Raw genomic sequence first — 18564 nt, 5'->3', positions numbered from 1 at the left:
CGGACGATCACGAGGTTCGCGCTAATCGCAAAAGGCGCCTTGCCCATGACGGCTAGGCGGACCGGCGCGAGCCGATCTGGCTACGGAAACACGAAAAGACGCGGAAACTTCGATGCTCCCGCGCCTGAAGAGGCTCGTATGCTGTTGAAAGGACCGGGATTTCTAGCGGTCAGACTATCGTCCGGTGCTGTAAGCTTGGCACTTTGCCTCTGGCGAGGCTTCAGCGGTACATTCCGTTGAAGATGCTGCCGTCGAGGCCGAGCGTGCGAAGCGCGCGCTCCGGAGGCCGGCGACCAGCGTCCATGGCTGCGGCAACAGAACGGGCAGCTCGAAATTCATCGAACATCGTGCCGAGGGTACTGGCGAACTTTCTTGCGTGGCTCATCACTTCAACTCCGACTATCTATGCTGCTGGATATACGCTGTTTGCAGTGCAGCAGAAGAGGTGGAAGCGGATGACAGCCATGCAGAAATGAAGGAGCTCGGCGTGAGCCCCCATCGACGCCGAGCATCTGACCTATCCCTCTGGCGGGGGTGACGGGCCGCTTGCCGATGTAGGCCGGTTCCGCTCGCCAACGTGATTGGACGCGTGCACCGGTCGATCTCGCGGCGTGTTTTCCCATGCCGTGGGCTGACCGCCGTAAGGCACGACCTTGTGAGCCGGGCGGCGCTTCGATAAAGGTCGGATAACATTCCTCGAATTCTTCGATCCGGCAACGTGGGACCGTCGAAGATGGTATGATCATGCAACGAAAAGCCCTCGGAATCGTCTTCCTGTGCCTTGTTCTCCTGGCGGCGATCTTGCTGGGATACTGGGATATGCTGAGCAGCGAGAAATTGCGTATCTCGCAAATGGAGAATTCGCCGGCATCGGAGCAAGTGGCGGCGAGGCAGGACAGTAGGTCCTCCTCACAATCGCGATCGCAATCGGATCCCTCGTCGACCGGTGAGTCAAGCCAGAAAGAGACGGCGAAGGCGGGCATGTCATCGTCTGACCGTGCTCGAGCGCCGGACGAACCGGCGCGGATCACGCCGGAACCTACCGATATGAGGCGGCCGCAGGAGGTTTCCGCCAAGGCCGATGACCGCGACGCTGCGACTGCGGAGAAGCAGCCCGCCGAACAGCGGGGCATCTCGTCCGGTGCCGACGCTATCGAAGGCGAGGGCGAACGCCTGGCCGCTGGGCCAGCGCCAGGGGAGGAAACGGTAGACCCCGCCGAGCAACCGGCCGCTGCCGAGGATGCCGCCGAGGCCGCTCCACCGCCAAACGGCAACCCAGCACAATCGGCGGGAAACGGTTCGGCTGCGGAAGCGGCGGCGAGCGCTGAAATGCCCGGATCACCATTGGAAACCGCCAACTCAGCCCCCCCGGTAGAAGGTGAGGCGGCGGCCGGCGAACGGCCACTCTTCGACCTCCTGCGCGTCGAGCCGGACGGTTCGACCCTCATTGCCGGACGGGCCATGCCGGGAAGCCGGGTCACCCTGCACGCGGGCGAGACGCTCGTCGGTGAGGACACCGCCAATGCGGCCGGCGAATTCGTCATCGTCCTGCCTGAGCCGCTCACGCCGGGTGAGCACGCGATCTCGATCACCGCCATAACCCCTGATGGCGCGACCTCCGGATCAAATCAGACCGCAATCGTCAGCGTGCCGCAGCCGGGACGCGGAGACGACGTGCTCGCAATGGTGGAAGCACCGGATGAGGCGTCGCGATTGGTGACAGTGCCGGGGCCGCTATCGCGGCAAGCAGCTGGGTCGGATGGCCCGGATGCCGGAACGGCGGCTGCCGGTGGATCCGCGACAGCGGCTTCGCAAGACGAGGCGCCGACGCCTGCACCTGCCGCCGGACCGGAACAGCCGGTCGACACGAATGCAGAGGCCCCGCCGACGCCTGGAGCGACGGGTGAGAAGGACAACGCAGCGGAGCGCGGGACCTTGCCAAGATTGCGGATCGAAGCCGTCGAAGTCGAAGGTGAGCAGATCTTCGTCGCGGGAGCCGCGGACGCCGGCACTTCAGTCCGCATCTATCTCGACAACGCTTTGATGGCCGAGGACAGGGCGACCGCCGACAACCGATTTCTGGTGGCAGCGGAACGCCCGGTCGCGGTTGGCGACCATCTCGTGCGGGCCGATCAGGTGGGCGCCGATGGGAATGTGACGGCGCGGGCGGAGGTGCCCTTCACGCGCCCGCAGGGGCGGGCTGTCGCGGCGATCGCGCCGGACCCTCCCATCGCTCAGGAAAAGATCCGTCCGTCTCCCGACGTGGAAGCGGCTGACGGACCGGCGGCCGAAACGCGGGTCGCCGCAACGTCGCCGCCGGTTGAGGACAGCGTTCCCGTGGATGGCCGCGCTGGTGACCCGGCAGGCGGAGCGGCTGATACACAGGAAAGCGGTTGGCGGCCGGATACGAAGACCGGCGGCTCTCCACAGGGCGATGCGAGCACGACGAACGAGGGGCCGGCCGCTGGCCTCTCGCCGGATGTTGAACCAGCGGCCAAGCCAGAAGAAACGGTATCCGAAACAGCTGGTGTTTTGGGAACGGCGGAAGGTGGCGCGGAGTCGTCCAAATCCACCGAGGCGAGCGCCGCGCCGGCTTCCGGACCGGCGGACGGCGCGCTCCCGATCGTAGGCAATCAGCCGGGCGAGCTTACAAGGGAGGCGACTGATCCGACCGCTTCGACCAACCGGACCTCGGGTAACCGGCCGGTGCAAATGGTGGAGCCTCGGTCGCAGACGGGCGTCGGGACACCTGAAAAGGGGGTGGACGGCACCCGCGCCGACGCTCCGGCGCTGCCCGAGCCGGCCGACACGCAATCGTCGACGCTGTCGACGGCTTCGCGCACCGAGACCAAGGACTTCCAGCCGACGACACCACCTCAGCCGGGGTCCGGTACTGTTGGCGAGCGGCAGGTGTCCGCGACGCCGCCGGAGAAGTCCTCCGCTGGCACGACCGAAAGCGAGGCGAATGGCACGCCAGCGCTCGACATTCCAATCAATCGCCAAGCCCCCCTCGCGACATCTGCGGGCCGGGTGATCATCCGCAAAGGCGATACGTTGTGGGGAATTTCCCGCGAGACCTACGGCCAGGGCAGCCGCTACACCGTGATCTATTTCGCCAACGGTAATCGCATTCGCGATCCCGATCTGATTTATCCGGGGCAAGTCTTTCGGCTGCCCGAAGTCCCATCCGAGCCTCGCGATCAGTGCGAGTGCGCGGAGACGTCCGGAGCAACGCCACAAGGCTAGCGGGCAAGAAGGAAAAATAGGTCGGATTTCCGCTCGGCCCCGCCCATTGACCAACTTGATGGTCATGAAAAGCGATTGAACCGACCCTAGATTATCGCGAGTCAGGCGAACGCGTCCGCTTGCATCTCAGGCGCCGTCAACCGATGTTCCGCTTCCATGCGGAGATCGGCAAATGAATGCTGAATCGCTCCCGTGAGGTCGCGGGAGATGCGGTTTTCTTTCGGAAGCAGGAGGGGCAAGAGGCGCCCTGATCGAATTTCCGGGACGATCCGTCCCGAACCAACCTCAGAACGCCGACGGCGTGACGGTTTCTCCGTCGCGCCGCTTCGTTGGAAAGGACTATCTTGGCGCAAAGAGCCGGGAAAAGAATATCGGGCGACAGCGGATCGACGCTGACGACTTTGGCAAATCTCTGGCCGTACATGTGGCCGACCGATCGGCCGGATCTCAGGATGCGGGTCGCCTATGCGACGATCTTCCTGGTGCTGGCCAAACTACTGACGGTTCTGGTTCCGTATTTCTATAAATGGGCCACCGATGCGCTGGATGGCGCAGATTCGGCGCGCGAATGGCTGCCGCTGGCGCTGACCGGGGCGATCACCCTGGTAGTGTCCTATAATGTGGCACGGGTGTTTTCGGTCGGGCTGAATCAGCTTCGCGACGCGCTGTTCGCGCGGGTTGGTCAATATGCCGTGCGCCGGCTAGCCTACCGCACATTCGTCCACATGCACCAGCTCTCGATGCGGTTTCATCTGGAGCGACGGACCGGCGGCCTGTCGCGGATCATCGAACGCGGCACCAAGGGGATCGAGTCGATCGTGCGGTTCACGATCCTCAACACGCTGCCGACGATCCTGGAGTTCGCCCTCGTGGCGATCATTTTCGGTTTCGCTTACGGCGTCAGCTATCTGGCCGTCATCGCTGTCACGGTGGGTCTTTACAGCTGGTTCACGATCAAGGCGAGCGACTGGCGGATCGGCATTCGCCGCGACATGAACGATTCCGACACCGACGCCAGCACCAAGGCGATCGACTCGCTGCTGAATTTCGAGACGGTGAAATACTTCGGTAACGAGGCGATGGAGGCGGAACGCTTCGACAAGGCGATGTCTCGCTACGAGATCGCGGCGACGCGGATCTGGACGTCGCTCGGCTGGCTGAATTTCGGCCAGGGGTTGATTTTCGGCGCGGGCATGGCGGTGGCGATGGTCATGTCGGCGCTCGAAGTCCGCGCCGGAACCCAGACGCTCGGCGATTTCGTCTTCATCAACGCCATGCTGATGCAGCTGTCGATTCCGCTGAACTTCATCGGCTTCATCTATCGCGAAATCCGCCAGGGGCTCACCGACATCGAGGCGATGTTCGATCTGCTCGAGGTCGAGGCGGAGGTGAAGGATCCGGCCGATGCTCCGACGCTGCAGGTGAGCGAAGGCGCGGTTCGCTTCGAGGATGTGCGCTTCGGCTACGATCCGGCGCGAGAAATCCTCAAGGGCATTTCCTTCGACGTTCCGCCCGGCAAGTCGGTGGCGATCGTCGGCCCCTCCGGAGCGGGGAAATCGACCGTTTCGCGGTTGCTTTTCCGATTCTACGACATCCAGTCCGGCCGCATCCTGATCGACGGTCAGGACATCGCCGGCGTGCAACAGGAATCGGTGCGCGCCGCGATCGGAATCGTGCCGCAGGATACGGTGCTGTTCAACGATACGATCACCTACAACATCCGCTACGGCCGCATCGGAGCACGCGAGGCAGAGGTGCGGCGTGCGGCCGAGCTCGCGCAGATCGCCGGGTTCATCCAGGAGCTGCCGGATGGCTTCGACTCGATGGTCGGCGAGCGCGGGTTGAAATTGTCCGGCGGCGAGAAGCAGCGCGTTGCGATCGCCCGTACGATTCTCAAGGCACCGCCGATTCTGGTGCTCGACGAGGCGACCTCGGCGCTGGATACGCACACCGAGCAGGAGATCCAGACGGCGCTCGATCTGGTGTCGAAGGAGCGCACGACGTTGACGATCGCGCATCGGCTTTCCACCATCATCGACGCTGACGAGATCATCGTCCTGAAGTCGGGTGAGATCGTCGAACGCGGGTCGCATCGCGAGCTGCTGGAAGCGGACGGACTCTACGCCGAGATGTGGGCGATGCAGCGCGAGGCGACGGAAGCCGAGGAAGCGCTTCGGCGGGCTCGCGAAGCGGACGAGTTCGGGGTCATCGAACGGCGCCGGACCGAGGAAGCGTAGCGCCGGCCGTGGTGGCGCCTTGTCGGCGGTACCGTCGCGCCACATCTGTCGTGGCGGGCCCGGGTATCGAGCGGGTGCCCTTTTTGCCGTTGAGAATTGCCGGCGACATTTCGCGCCTGCTTGCCTCGCCTCTTGTCCATCCCTACCGCAAGAGTCGGGATAACGAAGATCAGGAAGGAAGAAGACACACCGTGGATATCATCGCCTCGATCCGAAACGCATTCGTGCCGATCCACCGGGCGGGTTATCCGTTCATCGCCGCGTTTTTCGTGGGCGCGGTCGTGCTCGGTTTTTTATGGGAGCCGCTGTTCTGGATCGGCCTCATCCTGACGGCATGGTGCACCTATTTCTTCCGTGATCCCGAGCGTGTGACGCCGATCGCGGATCATCTGGCGATCAGCCCGGCTGACGGTCACGTTTCCCTGGTCGGCCACATCGTGCCGCCGGCCGAGCTCGCCCTCGGGACCGAGCCGATGCTGCGTATCTCGGTGTTCATGAATGTCTTCGATTGTCATGTGAACCGCGCGCCCATGCGCGGTCGCATTCGACACATCGCCTATCGCGAGGGCGAATTCCGCAACGCCGAGCTGGACAAGGCGAGCGAGGTCAACGAACGCAGTTCGATCGTCATCGACGGACCGAAAGGCGAGATCGGTGTCGTACAGATCGCGGGCCTCGTGGCGCGGCGCATCGTCTGCTGGGCCAAGGTCGAGGATCGGATCGAGGCAGGGGAGCGCTACGGAATGATCCGCTTCGGCTCACGCCTCGATGTCTACCTGCCCGAGGGTGCCCGGCCGCGCGTCGCCGAAGGACAGATCGCGATCGCCGGCGAAACCGTCATCGCCGAATTCGGGGACAACCTGCCAACCTGGCCGTCGAGGCGCGACTGATGCCGATCGAATCTCCCTTTCCCCCATTCGATCCCGGCAAGCCCGACGTCGAAGACGGGCCGGTCCGCCGTCGTATTCCGTTTCGTCACATCGTGCCAAACCTCATCACCATCCTGTCGATCTGCGCCGGGATGACCGGCATCCGTCTGGCGTTCGAGGGTCAGTTCGAGTTCGCCGTTGGCATGGTGCTCGGCGCGGCGTTTCTGGACGGGATCGACGGCCGTGTCGCACGGCTTCTCAAAGGTCAGAGCCGCTTCGGCGCCGAAATGGATTCCCTTGCCGACATCGTCAATTTCGGCGTCGCGCCAGGTCTGGTGTTGTATGCCTATATGCTCAACGAGGCCGGAGCCTTCGGCTGGATCGCGGCGTTGCTCTATGCAAGCGCCTGCGCACTCAGGCTCGCCCGTTTCAACACCATGCTCGACGATCCGAAGCGCCCCAAATGGCATTCCGCGTTCTTTGTCGGCGTTCCGGCACCGGCCGGTGCCGGCCTTGCCATGTTCCCCGTATATCTGAGCTTTTCCGGCCTGGATCTCGGCATCCCCGAAATCACGGCGACGATCGCGTCGGTCTATCTCGTGTTCATCGGACTGTTGATGTCGAGCCGCTTGCCGACCTGGTCAGGCAAGGGCGCCGGCCTTCGGGTGCCGCGCGACTACGCCATTCCGATCATCCTTGTCTTTGTTCTCTACGTCGCGCTTTTGCTCAGCTTCTTCTGGGAAACGCTGTCAGTCACCGCGATCATTTATTTCGTCTCCATCGGCTTTTCGGTTCGGGCGTTCGGCAAGCGGGCGAAACGCGAGACGCGCTCGGCGGCGGATCAGGCGGGGTCGCGGTAGTCCAGGAAGCGGTTTTCGCGCACATCGAAGAGCTTGCCGGTCTCGACGACATTCGGGAAGGCGAGGGGCACGATCTTCGCCGCCACCTCGCGGGCGGTCGGCAGCGTCTTCGGGTCCTCGCCCGGCATCGCCTGCGCCCGCATGGCGGTGCGCGTTGCGCCCGGATTGACCGAATTGACCCGGAGCGGAAGGTTCATCGTTTCGTTCGCCCACGATCGCACCATCGCCTCGCAGGCCGCCTTCGAGGCCGCATAGAGCGACCAGAACGCCTTGGCCGAATGGGCGGCGCCGGACGACATCACGATGGCGCGCCCGGCCAGGGATTTGCGCAGCAATGGGTCGACCGTGCGAATCAGCCGCCAGGTGGCATTCACGTTCACCGTCATGGTCTTGTCGAAGGTTTTTGCCTCGATGTGACCGATCGGCGCGAGGACGCCGAGCAAGCCGGCATTGGCGACCAGGACGTCAAGCCGGCCCCAGCGCTCGTTGATGGCGCCGCCGAGGCGATCGATCCCGGCCATGTCGGTGAGATCGAGGGGGACGAGCGTCGCCGAACCGCCAGCTGATTTGATCTCGTCGTCCAGTTCCTCGAGGCCGCCGACGGTGCGCGCCAGCGCGATGACATGCGCGCCCTCGGCGGCGAGGCCCTTGGCTATGTGGTAGCCGATACCGCGCGAAGCCCCGGTGACCAGCGCGATCTTGTCTGTCAGCATTTGCATCATCTAAACTCGCCGAAAAGGCGCCATCCCTAGCTTTGAGCCCGCCGGCAACGGCTTGGCCGAACGCGCTCAGGTGCAATGTTTCCTCGCGATGCTGCCTCCCGCCAGAATCGCGACTTTCAGGAGTCGCCCGATAGTCAGCCCGCTCCACCCAGCAGCGAGAGCGGCCTGACATTTTCCGTTCCGTCCTGATCGGTCAACGAGGTCGGATAGTCGCCGGTAAAGCAAGCATCGCAGAACTGTGGCGCCAACTTGTTGCGGGATGGCTCGTCGGTGGCGCGATAAAGCCCGTCGATGGAGAGAAATGACAGCGAGTCGACCTTGATGAAGTCGGCCATCTCCTCGATTGTCATGCGTGAGGCGAGCAGCTTGGCTTTTTCCGGCGTGTCGACACCGTAGAAGCAGCTGGCGCGGGTTGGCGGCGAAGCGATCCGCATGTGGACCTCGGTCGCACCGGCCTCGCGCACCATCTGCACGATCTTCTGGCTGGTCGTGCCACGGACGATCGAATCGTCGACGAGAACGACGCGCTTGCCTTCGATCATCCGGCGGTTGGCATTGTGTTTCAGCTTCACGCCCATGTGGCGGATGGAGTCGGTCGGCTGGATGAAGGTCCGGCCGACATAATGGTTACGAATGATCCCGAGCTCGAAAGGCAGACCGGCCTCCTGAGCGTAACCGATCGCGGCGGGCACGCCGGAATCGGGAACCGGCACGACGATGTCGGCTTCCACATGGCTCTCACGCGCCAGTTCGCCGCCGATCTTCTTGCGAATCTCGTAGACGTTACGGCCTTCCACGGTGGAATCGGGGCGAGCGAAATAGACATATTCGAAGATGCAGAAGCGGGGGCGGCGCGCTTGGAAAGGGAATATGCTCTCGATTCCATCCTCGCTGATCACCACGAGTTCGCCGGGCTCGATGTCGCGGACGAAATCGGCGCCGATGATGTCGAGGGCACAGGTCTCGGAGGCCAGGATCGGCGATCCTTCGAGATCGCCGAGTACGAGCGGCCGGATCCCGAGAGGGTCGCGTACGCCGACCATCTTTTTCGACGAGAGTCCGACCAGCGAGAAGGCGCCCTCCAGTCGCGACAGCGCGTCGATCAGCTTTTCGACGAAATGCCGTGCCGCGCTGGTCGCGACGAGATGCAGGATGGTTTCGGTGTCGGAGGTCGAGGAGAAGATGGAGCCGCGGCGCTGCAACTCGCGCTGCACCGTGAGCGCGTTGGTGATGTTGCCGTTGTGGGCGACAGCGAAGCCGCCGGCCGACAATTCGGCAAAAAAAGGTTGGACATTTCGCAAGCCGCCGCCGCCGGTGGTGGCGTAACGGGTGTGACCGATCGCGGAGGTGCCGGGCAGACGCTCGAGAACGGCTTGTTTGGTGAACGTATCGCCGATCAGACCGGCATGGCGTTCGACGTGGAATTGTGAGCCGTCATAGGAAACGATCCCCGCGGCTTCCTGGCCGCGGTGCTGGAGCGCATGAAGACCGAGCGTGACGACGGCGGCGGCGTCGGTCCGCTGGAAGATGCCGAAAACCCCGCACTCCTCGTGTAGTTCGTCATCGCCGAAGGGCGTTTCGTCCATAAGATTATCCGCCGTTTGCCGGTGTCGGTCGGCTTTCCGTGAGATTCACCATATAGGCCGGTATCCGGCGGGACGCGAGGGCGCGTTGTCCCGGACCCGGAATCCCGACGCCCGCTACTGTGGCTGCGTCGTCTCCGCTCCACCTGGATCCTGGATCGCGCCTTCGATGGATGTGGGATCTTCCGGCGTGGGAGGTGTATCCGTCGCCGGATCGCCTTCATTGCCCTGGATCTTCTCGAGGATGATCTGCTCCGGGTTCTCCGGCAGCGCCGCGACCAATTGTTTGCCGAAATTGTCCAGATACGGCTTCGACCAGGCGTTGGCGACCCATTCCGGTTGGTTCTCCGGTGCCAGCCAATTGAAGAACAGCATGGCCACCACGACGAGAAGAAGGCCCCGCACGGCGCCGAAGACGAAGCCCAGCACGCGGTCGAGCGCGCCAATGCGACTGTCGATGATGAAGTCGGCGATCCGCAGGGTGATGTAGGATACGATGATCAGGGTGACGAGGAAAATCGCGGCGGCCGAGACCGCCATCGCCACGACCTCCGATGAGATGTACTCGGCGAGATAGGGCGTCAGCGGCTTGTAGAAGAGGAAGGCGGCGACCGCCGCTACCAGCCAGGAGATCACCGAGAGGATTTCGCGGGAGAAGCCGCGCACCATGGCAAGAAGCGCCGAAACCAGCATGAGTGCGAAAAGGATCGCGTCGAGAAGTGTAACGGTCATGGATGGTGGGTCCCGTGGACGTTCGGATCAGGCGCGGGTGGCAGATGCCAGTATGACATGCCTGCGAATGACGCCTTACCTCTTGGGCGGCCATTTTACACTAGGGGGCGGCGTGAAAATCAACCGCTCGAGGGCAGCGAGCCCGACGCGACCCGGCCGACGAGGTCGGGCAGGGTCTCCACTTCATGCGACGCGATCTCGCCCGAACGCGGCAGATCGGCGCTGGCCGACGGCAACACTGATTGGCGGAAACCGAGTTTTTCGGCTTCTTTCAGCCGCTGTGCCGCATGCGCGACGGGCCGCACCGCCCCCGAGAGACTGACCTCGCCTAAATAGACGCAATCGGAGGGCAGGGCGGCGCCGCTCAAGGAAGAAACGAGCGCCGCCGCCACCGCCAGGTCCGCCGCCGGTTCGGAAATGCGGAAGCCGCCGGCGACATTGAGATAGACGTCATGTTGGCCGAGTCGCACGCCGCAATGGGCTTCCAGCACCGCCAGGACCATGGCGAGTCGCGGCTGATCCCAGCCGATGACCGCGCGACGGGGCGTCCCGAGGGCCGAAGGCGCGACCAGGGCCTGGATCTCGACGAGGACCGGCCGGGTTCCTTCCATGCCGGCGAAGACCGCGGCACCGGGGGCTTTTTCGTTGCGTTCGCCGAGAAACAGTTCGGACGGGTTGCGCACTTCCCGCAGCCCGATGTCGCTCATCTCGAAGACGCCGATCTCGTCGGTGGGGCCGAAGCGGTTCTTGACGGTGCGCAGGATGCGGTAGTGGTGGCCGCCTTCGCCCTCGAAATACAAAACCGCGTCGACCATGTGCTCGACCACCCGAGGACCGGCGATCTGGCCATCCTTGGTGACGTGGCCGACGAGTATCACCGCCGCGCCGCTGGCCTTGGCATAGCGCACGAGGGCCTGCACCCCCGTGCGCACCTGCGTCACGGTTCCCGGCGCCGATTCGGCCATGTCGCTCCACAGCGTCTGGATCGAATCGATGATGACCAGATCCGGCCGGCGGGCTTCGGCGAGCGTCGCCAGGATGTCCTCGACATTGGTCTCGGCCATGAGCTGTACCGACGTATCGGCGGCTTCCAGGCGCTGGGCGCGAAGACGCACCTGAGCCACGGCCTCTTCGCCGGAGACATAGACGACACTGTTTCCGCAGCGTGACAACGCCGCGGCAGCCTGCATCAGCAGCGTGGATTTGCCGATGCCGGGATCGCCGCCGATGAGCAAGGCCGATCCACGGACGATGCCGCCGCCGGTCGCCCGGTCGAACTCGTCGATGCCGGAGACGATGCGCGGGGCTTCTTCCATCTCGCCCGAGAGCGGCAGAAGCGCCGAGGGGCTGCCCTTGCGCCGGCCGCGTTGCGGTCCGCCACCGATCCCACCAGAGGTGTTTTCCTCGACGATGGTGTTCCACTCACCGCATGAGTCGCATTTGCCTTGCCAGCGGGCGGTGCCCGCGCCGCAATTCTGGCAAATGAAGCTGAGTTTGGGTTTGGCCATTGTCGCTCGATAGCCGATCAGACCCAGCGACGGTAGACGCGGGGACCGAGCGCCGTCAAAAGCTCATAGGCAATGGTGCCAGCGGCCTGCGCCACCGCGTCGATCGGCATGTCCGGGCCGAAGAATTCCGCCCGCGCGCCGGGGCGGACGGCGTCTTCGGGAAGGCCGCTGACATCCAGCAGGGTGAGATCCATGGAGACTCGGCCAAGGACCGGCACCCGCCGGCCGGCGAGTATGGCCTCGGCTCCGGGCCGCAACTGACGCATTCCGACGCCGGCGCCCGACGCGGCACGATGATAACCGTCGGCATAGCCGATGCCGACGGTGGCGATTCGCGTGTCGCGGTCGAGCCTTGCCGCCGCGCCGTAGCCGACTGCCTCGCCGGCCTTGGCGATTCGCACCTGGAGAACTGACGCGGTGAGCCGCGCGACAGCCCTGATCGCTTCCGACGAACCGGGGCCTGCCTCGCCGCCATATAGCGCGATGCCCGGCCGTGTCAGATCGAAGGCATAGTCGGGGCCGAGAAAGACACCGGCGGAATTGGCAAGGGATCGGGGAACCGACGGAAACAGTCCGGCAAGCGCCCGAAACCGTTCGAGTTGCTCGGCGCTCTGCGAGGTCGGCTCGTCGGCGGAGGCCAGATGGCTCATGACCAGACACAGCTCGAGCTCGCCGGAGGCGGCGAGGTCGGCGGCCAAGCGGGCATCCTTGGATGTGAGGCCGAGCCGGTTCATGCCGGTTTCGAACTGCACCGCGGCGGGGGCTTTGCGTGTGGTGGCGCGCAGCCCCGCCTGCCAGACGGCGATGTCGTCCGGCGTCGAGAGCACCGGTATCAGATTTCGCGCCAGATAAAGCGGAACCGTTGCCGGCTCCAGACCCTGGAGCACGAAGATTCGAGGGTCCGCAGACGCGTTCGACGCATCAGCCTGCAATCGATCCAGCGTGCCGCGCAAGGCGGCGCCTTCCTCGGCCCAGGCGACGAAGAAGTCACGGCAGCCGGCTTCGAAGAGGGCGGTGGCGACCTCGACAGCGCCAAGGCCGTAGCCGTTCGCCTTGACCGCCGCGCCCGTCTTGGCACCAGAGTTGCGCGAATCCAACATCCGCCAGTTGGCGATCAGCGCGGCGCGGTCGATCTCGACGACCGGCATGCGGTCCGGTCTCACGCTGGCCCGGATCGGGGAAAGCGGCATCGTCGCGAGACTACTCGAAACGCTCGGGAAGATAGGTCTCGTCCGCGAGATCGGTAAAGCGCGTGTATTCGGCCTGGAAGGCGAGGGGGACGGTCCCGGTCGGTCCGTGACGCTGTTTGGCGATGATCACCTCCGCCTTGCCGCGCGCTTCGTTCAATTCCTGCTCCCATTTCAGATGCTCGTCGGTGCCCGGCTTCGGCTCCCGGTTCGCGAGGTAATACTCATCGCGATAAACGAACATCACCACGTCGGCATCCTGCTCGATCGAGCCGGATTCGCGCAGATCGGAGAGCTGCGGCCGTTTGTCGTCGCGGCTTTCGACCTGACGCGACAGCTGCGACAGGGCGATGATCGGCACGTTCAGTTCCTTGGCGAGCGCCTTGAGACCGGTGGTGATCTCGGTGATTTCCTGGACGCGGTTGCCCTGCGTGCGGCTCGATCCCTGCATGAGCTGGACGTAGTCGATGATCATAACGTCGAGCCCGCGCTGTCGCTTCAGGCGCCGGGCCCGCGCCGATAGCTGCGCGATCGAGATACCGCCGGTCTGGTCGATGTAGAGCGGCAGCTTTTGCATCATCTCCGAACAGCCGATCAGCTTGGTGAGCTCCTGATCGTTGATGTTGCCGCGCCGGATCTTGGAGGAGGAGATTTCGGTCTGCTCGGAAATGATGCGGGTGGCGAGCTGTTCGGCCGACATTTCGAGGCTGAAGAAACCGACGACGCCGCCGTTCTTGGCCTTGAAGCTGCCGTCCGCCTGCTCGGCGGGTTCGTAGGCCGCCGCGATGTTGAAGGCGATGTTGGTCGCCAGCGAGGTCTTGCCCATGGCAGGACGGCCCGCCAGGATGATCAGATCGGAGGGCTGCAGCCCGCCCATGCGCCCGTCGAGCCCGATGATCCCGGAGGAAACCCCGGAGAGGCCGCCGTCGCGGTCCTTCGCCGCGGTCGCCATCTGGACGGCCAGGGTTACCGCGTCGGTGAAGGACTGAAAGCCGCCGTCATAGCGGCCGGTCTCCGCCAGCTCGAACAGGCGGCGCTCGGCGTCCTCGATCTGGCTCTTCGGCTCCATGTCGAGCGGTGCGTCGAAGGCGATGTTGACGACGTCCTCGCCGATCCGGATCAGCGAGCGGCGAATCGCCAGGTCGTAGATGGCGCGACCATAGTCGGTGGCATTGATGATGGTCGTCGCCTCGGCGGCGAGCCGCGCCAGGTATTGAGCGACGGTCAAATCGCCCACTTTGTCGTTGGCCGCGAGGAAGGTCTTGATCGTCACCGGGTTGGCGATCTTGCCCATCCGAATCATCTCTGACGTCTTACCGAAGATCTCCCGATGCAGCGGCTCGAAGAAATGGTCCGGTTTCAGAAAATCATGGACGACGTAATAGGCATCATTGTTGACGAGCATGGCGCCGAGCAGCGCCTGCTCGGCCTCGATGTTGCTCGGAGCCTCGCGATAAAGCGCCGTTTCGTCATCGATTTTACGCGCCGCATCCGCCATGCCGCGTGACCTCTGTCGCCGTTTCGGGATGCGCCCGCACTACACCATGGAGCTGCTCAATCCTAGCAAATTGGCATCCCCGCGATGATATGAATCGGTTCGCCGAAACCTGTGACGTGCTGTGCATAACTCCGGGGATAAGTTCCGCCGCGCGTTGACACGAAATCCGGCGCGAAACCGCCTCGGCTATTCCGCCGCGTTGCGGTCGTCCCACGATTCCAGCCGTTCGGTTCGGCTGGCGGCCTGTTCCTTCATCCGAAGCCGGGTCTCAGTCTCGTAAATATAATCCCGCGTAATCGGGAGCGTGCCGAGTTTCTTCGTCAGCTGGATCTGGAAAACGACGAGATCCTGCCAGCGGAACGCCGTTTCCGATGCCGCGAGATAAAATTCCCACATGCGACAGAATCGCTCGTCGTAGATCGCCTTGGCCTCATCGCGCCGGGCTTCGAAGCGCTCACGCCAATGCCGCAGGGTGTCGGCATAATGCAGCCGGAGAATTTCGAAGTCGGTGACGATCAGACCGCTGCGCTCGATGGCCTTGGTCACCTGCGACAGGGACGGCAGATAGCCGCCGGGGAAGATGTACTTGCCGATGAAGGCGTTTGTGTTTGCCGGCTCTTGGGTCCGCCCGATCGTGTGCAGCAGCATGACGCCATCGTCATCAAGGAGACGAGCGCATTGTCCGAAATAGTCCTCGTAGAAGTCTAGACCGACATGCTCGAACATACCCACCGAGACGATGCGGTCGAACGGGCCTTGGGTGTCGCGGTAGTCTTCCAGGCGGAAATCGGCGCGTCCGGAAAGACCCGAGTCCGCAGCCCGGCGTCGGGCGATCGCGAGTTGCTCGTCGGAGAGCGTGACCCCGGTCACTTTCGCGTCCAGATGCTGGGCCAGATAGAGCCCGAGCCCGCCCCAGCCGCAGCCGATGTCGAGGGTCCGCAAATCGGGACGGTCGAAGCAGAGCTTCGCCGCGATATGGCGCTTCTTGGCCAACTGTGCCTGGTCGAGGGTGACGTTCGGATCTTCGAAATAGGCGCAACTGTATTGCCTGTCCGCATCCAGGAACAGGTCGTATAACTGGCTCGACAGATCGTAGTGGCGATGGACGTTGGCGCGCGCCCGCCGCGGCGTGTTGTTCTGGATATAGCGGCGAAAGAGTAGTCGCGTCCGGTCGATCGCCCGCATCCAGGGTTCGCTCGTCGCGTCGCTGCCGCCATTGCGGAACACCAGACTAAGCAGGTCGAAGATCGTGCCCTCGACCATGTCGACGCCGCCGTTCATGTAGGCTTCGCCGAACTTAAGACCGGGGTTGATCGCGACGCCCCATTCCGCCGCTTTCGAGTTGAACCGGATATGCAGCGGCTTGCCGGTCCCGTCGCCCCATCGCGACGACTGCCCGTCCGGGTCAGTGACGGTCAGACTTCCGAAGTGAAAGAGGGGGGTAAGGTAGGTGGACAGGATGCGGTTCATGATCGAAATCTCCTGACCTTCGTCCGAAGAATCCGCGGCCACTCATAGCCGCCGGAGCGCGTGAACATAAGCGACCCTGCTAGATTTAAGCGCAACGACGCCGATGGCAATAAAAAAGGCTCCGCCGAAGCGAAGCCTTTCCCGCATACGATCTGACTGCATGGCGAACCCGGCTGACGTCGCGTTCGCTGCCTGCGGTTCTACCGGGCTTCTTCACTCTCCGCGGGGGCGTCGGAATCGGAGGCTTCGCCGGTGTCGTCCTCGCCGTCTTCCAGCTCCTCCTCGTCGAAGCTTTCCTCTTCGTCGGTCCCATAGATGGCATCAGCCGAGGTCAGTTCCTCGCCGCGGGCCTGACGCTCTGCCTCGTCAGGAGAACGGGCGACGTTGATCGATATATCAAGCTCGACCTCGGCATGAAGCGCGATAGTGACAGAATGCAACCCGATCCGCTTGATCGGTTCGTTGAGCTGGATCTCGTTGCGGCCGACCTTGAAGCCCTCGCCAGCCAGGATCTCGGCAATGTCGCGCGTCGATACGGACCCGTAGAGCTGGCCTGTTTCGCCGGCGGAGCGTACCACGACGAAGCTCTTGCCTTCGAGCGTCGCGGCAACGCCCTGAGCTTCTGCCTTGCGCTCTTCGTTGCGAGCTACGAGCTGGCTCTTCTGCGCTTCGAAGCGCGCGCGGTTGGCGTCGTTGGCGCGTAGAGCGCGACCGGTCGGCAGGAGATAGTTGCGGGCGAAGCCATCGCGCACCTTCACGGTGTCGCCCATCTGGCCGAGTTTGGCGATGCGTTCGAGAAGAATGACGTCCATGATCTTGTCCTTTCTGGATCGGGATCGATTGTTCAGGATTGGCGGGGCGGCGGTCCATCTTGGCCGCGCCAGGTTTCGAAGAGCCCGAGCGTCATGAACAGGACGATCGGGAAAGACAGCAGCAAGATCGCCGCATAACTTGTGAACAGCACCAGGCCCCGGCCCGGACGGCCCCGGGTGCGACGGTGGAGGCTCGCCAGTCCCACCAAGGTGAAGGCGGCTCCCAACGCACCGACCACAACGGCTGCGACGACGCCAATTGAGCCGCCAAGGAAGACGGCAGCGACCGCCGCACCGAAGATGGGCAGGGCCAATTTCGGCAAATGAGTGGCCGACGGGATGTCGTCCTTGGGTCGCGGCAAGCGGCCGGAAACGCGGACGACAGCGGCACCAAGATAAAGGCCGCTCGCCAAGGTAATGGTCAGGAGCGCGGGCTGAACAAACGGGACGAGGGCAATCACGAGTTCGGCGAACTCGCGCAATTGCGTTTCGCTCAGCGTCTCCATCCCCGGACCGCCGCCTTGGCCGAGCGCCTCGACAACCGTCGGGACGAAAGCGTCCGGATCATAGCCGAGCAGCCACCCGAGAAACAGGCAGGCGGCAATCGCCATCGCGGCGATCGCAAACAGCACGCGCCCCAAGGGATACCAGTCGAGATCGCTTTCCGATCGACGGGCCGAACTTGCTCCATTCGCCAGCATCGGCTCGGACGCGGGCCGCGCCAATCCGGCAAGGTGGCCCGCGACCGCCATCGGCAGCGCCATCGTCCCGAACAGGGTCAGCGCGCTCGGGCCGGACATGGCGATGGCGTAAATCGTCATGCCGGCAACTGCGGAAGCGATGAATCCGGCGACCGAACCCCAGCCTAGGCTGGCGATGGCGATCGGGATCGGAGCCGCCAGGGCAAAACTGATCGCCGAAGTCGATTGCAGCACGAGCCCCGCGAACAGCAGCGCGCTGGCAAGGCCCGATACGAGGGCAATGAGGAGAGTGGATGGTTTCATGACGACTTGCGCTGTCCTGCTCGCGGCAGTTAGAGGCCTCGGCCCCAACTAGGCTGTGCGACTTTCCATGCGCGGCCTGACGCGGATGGAAGCGAAGCGGCGGTTGGACGCCGCTTCGAGAGTGTGACCGTTCCTACTTGATGAGGTAGGGCAGAAGACCCAGGAAACGGGCGCGCTTGATCGCACGGGCAAGCGCCCGCTGGTTCTTCTGCGATACAGCGGTGATCCGGGACGGAACGATCTTGCCGCGCTCGGAAATGTAGCGCTGCAGGAGGCGGACGTCCTTGTAGTCGATCTTCGGCGAATCGGTGCCGGCGAACGGATCGGACTTCCGGCGGCGGTGGAACGGCCGGCGGGTGGGAAGCTGGGCGATATCGACCATCTGGGACTACTCCGAATCGTTGTCGCGGGGGCGGCGAGGGCGATCGTCGTCGCGATCGCGCCGGGGGCCACGGTCGCCGCGGTCTTCTCGGCCGCCACGATCGTCGCGGCCGCCGCGCCGGGGCCGGTCATCGCGTTTTTGCATCATGGCCGACTGGCCTTCCTCATGCTCCTCGACACGGACCGTCATGTAGCGAAGGATGTCCTCGTTGAAGCGCATCTGGCGCTCCATTTCCTGGACCGCCGCCGACGGGGCGTCGATGTTCATGAGGGTGTAATAGGCCTTGCGGTTCTTGTTGATCCGGTAGGTCAAGGTCTTGAGACCCCAGTTCTCGACCTTGCCGACCGACCCGCCATTCGACTCCAACACGCCGCGATACTGCTCGACGAGCTGATCGACCTGCTGATTGGAGATGTCCTGGCGCGCGAGGAATACGTGCTCGTAAAGAGCCATG

16 protein-coding genes are annotated in these 18564 nt (G+C 63.9%); 4 read left to right on the top strand and 12 right to left on the bottom strand.

Going from position 1 to position 18564, the window contains the following annotated elements; translation table 11 throughout:
• Window positions 1-220: 220 nt before the first annotated feature.
• Window positions 221-385 (bottom strand): hypothetical protein, encoded by a 165-nt coding sequence (locus tag MJ956_RS14865; protein WP_253965219.1) that lies wholly within the window; start codon window positions 383-385, stop codon window positions 221-223.
• 662 nt (window positions 386-1047) lie between these two features.
• On the opposite strand from MJ956_RS14865, the gene MJ956_RS14860 reads away from it, so the two are divergent.
• From MJ956_RS14860 to MJ956_RS14845, 4 genes are all read left to right on the top strand, one after another.
• On the top strand, window positions 1048-3246 hold the full coding sequence (locus MJ956_RS14860; RefSeq protein ID WP_253965218.1) for a LysM peptidoglycan-binding domain-containing protein: 2199 nt from the start codon (window positions 1048-1050) through the stop codon (window positions 3244-3246).
• A gap of 344 nt (window positions 3247-3590) precedes the next feature.
• Complete coding sequence (locus tag MJ956_RS14855; RefSeq protein ID WP_279327044.1) at window positions 3591-5483, top strand: ABCB family ABC transporter ATP-binding protein/permease; 1893 nt, start codon at window positions 3591-3593, stop codon at window positions 5481-5483.
• A gap of 191 nt (window positions 5484-5674) precedes the next feature.
• Complete coding sequence (locus MJ956_RS14850; RefSeq protein ID WP_253965217.1) at window positions 5675-6373, top strand: phosphatidylserine decarboxylase; 699 nt, start codon at window positions 5675-5677, stop codon at window positions 6371-6373.
• Window positions 6374-6378: 5 nt separating this feature from the next.
• Window positions 6379-7212 (top strand): CDP-alcohol phosphatidyltransferase family protein, encoded by an 834-nt coding sequence (locus MJ956_RS14845; protein ID WP_253965223.1) that lies wholly within the window; start codon window positions 6379-6381, stop codon window positions 7210-7212.
• Here MJ956_RS14845 and MJ956_RS14840 read toward each other — a convergent pair.
• From MJ956_RS14840 to rpsF, 11 genes are all read right to left on the bottom strand, one after another.
• Window positions 7194-7931 carry an SDR family NAD(P)-dependent oxidoreductase gene (locus tag MJ956_RS14840; protein WP_423724888.1) on the bottom strand — a complete coding sequence of 246 codons (738 nt, stop codon included), beginning with the start codon at window positions 7929-7931 and terminating at the stop codon, window positions 7194-7196. The two genes, MJ956_RS14845 and MJ956_RS14840, sit on opposite strands and share 19 nt — an antisense overlap.
• A gap of 137 nt (window positions 7932-8068) precedes the next feature.
• A complete protein-coding gene (gene purF, locus MJ956_RS14835; RefSeq protein ID WP_253965215.1) occupies window positions 8069-9520 on the bottom strand; it encodes an amidophosphoribosyltransferase in 1452 nt (483 codons plus the stop codon).
• Between the two features lie 114 nt (window positions 9521-9634).
• Window positions 9635-10249, bottom strand: a complete 615-nt coding sequence (locus MJ956_RS14830) for a CvpA family protein (RefSeq protein WP_253965214.1) — start codon at window positions 10247-10249, stop codon at window positions 9635-9637.
• Between the two features lie 119 nt (window positions 10250-10368).
• The gene (gene radA / locus MJ956_RS14825) at window positions 10369-11757 is read right to left on the bottom strand and encodes a DNA repair protein RadA (RefSeq protein WP_253965213.1); all 1389 of its coding nucleotides are present in this window, start codon (window positions 11755-11757) and stop codon (window positions 10369-10371) included.
• 17 nt (window positions 11758-11774) lie between these two features.
• Window positions 11775-12920: an alanine racemase gene (alr, locus tag MJ956_RS14820; RefSeq protein WP_253965212.1), complete on the bottom strand. Its 1146-nt coding sequence runs from the start codon at window positions 12918-12920 to the stop codon at window positions 11775-11777.
• Between the two features lie 37 nt (window positions 12921-12957).
• Window positions 12958-14442, bottom strand: coding sequence for a replicative DNA helicase (locus MJ956_RS14815; RefSeq protein WP_253965211.1), 1485 nt, complete (start codon window positions 14440-14442; stop codon window positions 12958-12960).
• 186 nt (window positions 14443-14628) lie between these two features.
• Window positions 14629-15912 (bottom strand): cyclopropane fatty acid synthase, encoded by a 1284-nt coding sequence (locus MJ956_RS14810; RefSeq protein ID WP_253965210.1) that lies wholly within the window; start codon window positions 15910-15912, stop codon window positions 14629-14631.
• Between the two features lie 200 nt (window positions 15913-16112).
• The gene (gene rplI / locus MJ956_RS14805; protein ID WP_253965209.1) at window positions 16113-16724 is read right to left on the bottom strand and encodes a 50S ribosomal protein L9; all 612 of its coding nucleotides are present in this window, start codon (window positions 16722-16724) and stop codon (window positions 16113-16115) included.
• Between the two features lie 32 nt (window positions 16725-16756).
• Complete coding sequence (locus MJ956_RS14800) at window positions 16757-17728, bottom strand: hypothetical protein (RefSeq protein ID WP_253965208.1); 972 nt, start codon at window positions 17726-17728, stop codon at window positions 16757-16759.
• A gap of 133 nt (window positions 17729-17861) precedes the next feature.
• On the bottom strand, window positions 17862-18110 hold the full coding sequence (gene rpsR, locus MJ956_RS14795; protein ID WP_206455025.1) for a 30S ribosomal protein S18: 249 nt from the start codon (window positions 18108-18110) through the stop codon (window positions 17862-17864).
• 6 nt (window positions 18111-18116) lie between these two features.
• Window positions 18117-18563 carry a 30S ribosomal protein S6 gene (gene rpsF, locus MJ956_RS14790; RefSeq protein WP_253965207.1) on the bottom strand — a complete coding sequence of 149 codons (447 nt, stop codon included), beginning with the start codon at window positions 18561-18563 and terminating at the stop codon, window positions 18117-18119.
• Between the last annotated feature and the right edge of the window lies 1 nt (window position 18564).

This window comes from Aurantimonas marianensis (assembly GCF_024195285.1).
GTDB classification, from domain to species: domain Bacteria; phylum Pseudomonadota; class Alphaproteobacteria; order Rhizobiales; family Rhizobiaceae; genus Aurantimonas; species Aurantimonas marianensis.
Note: the sequence above shows the minus strand (reverse complement) of the source record. Positions and strands in the feature narration are given on the sequence as shown.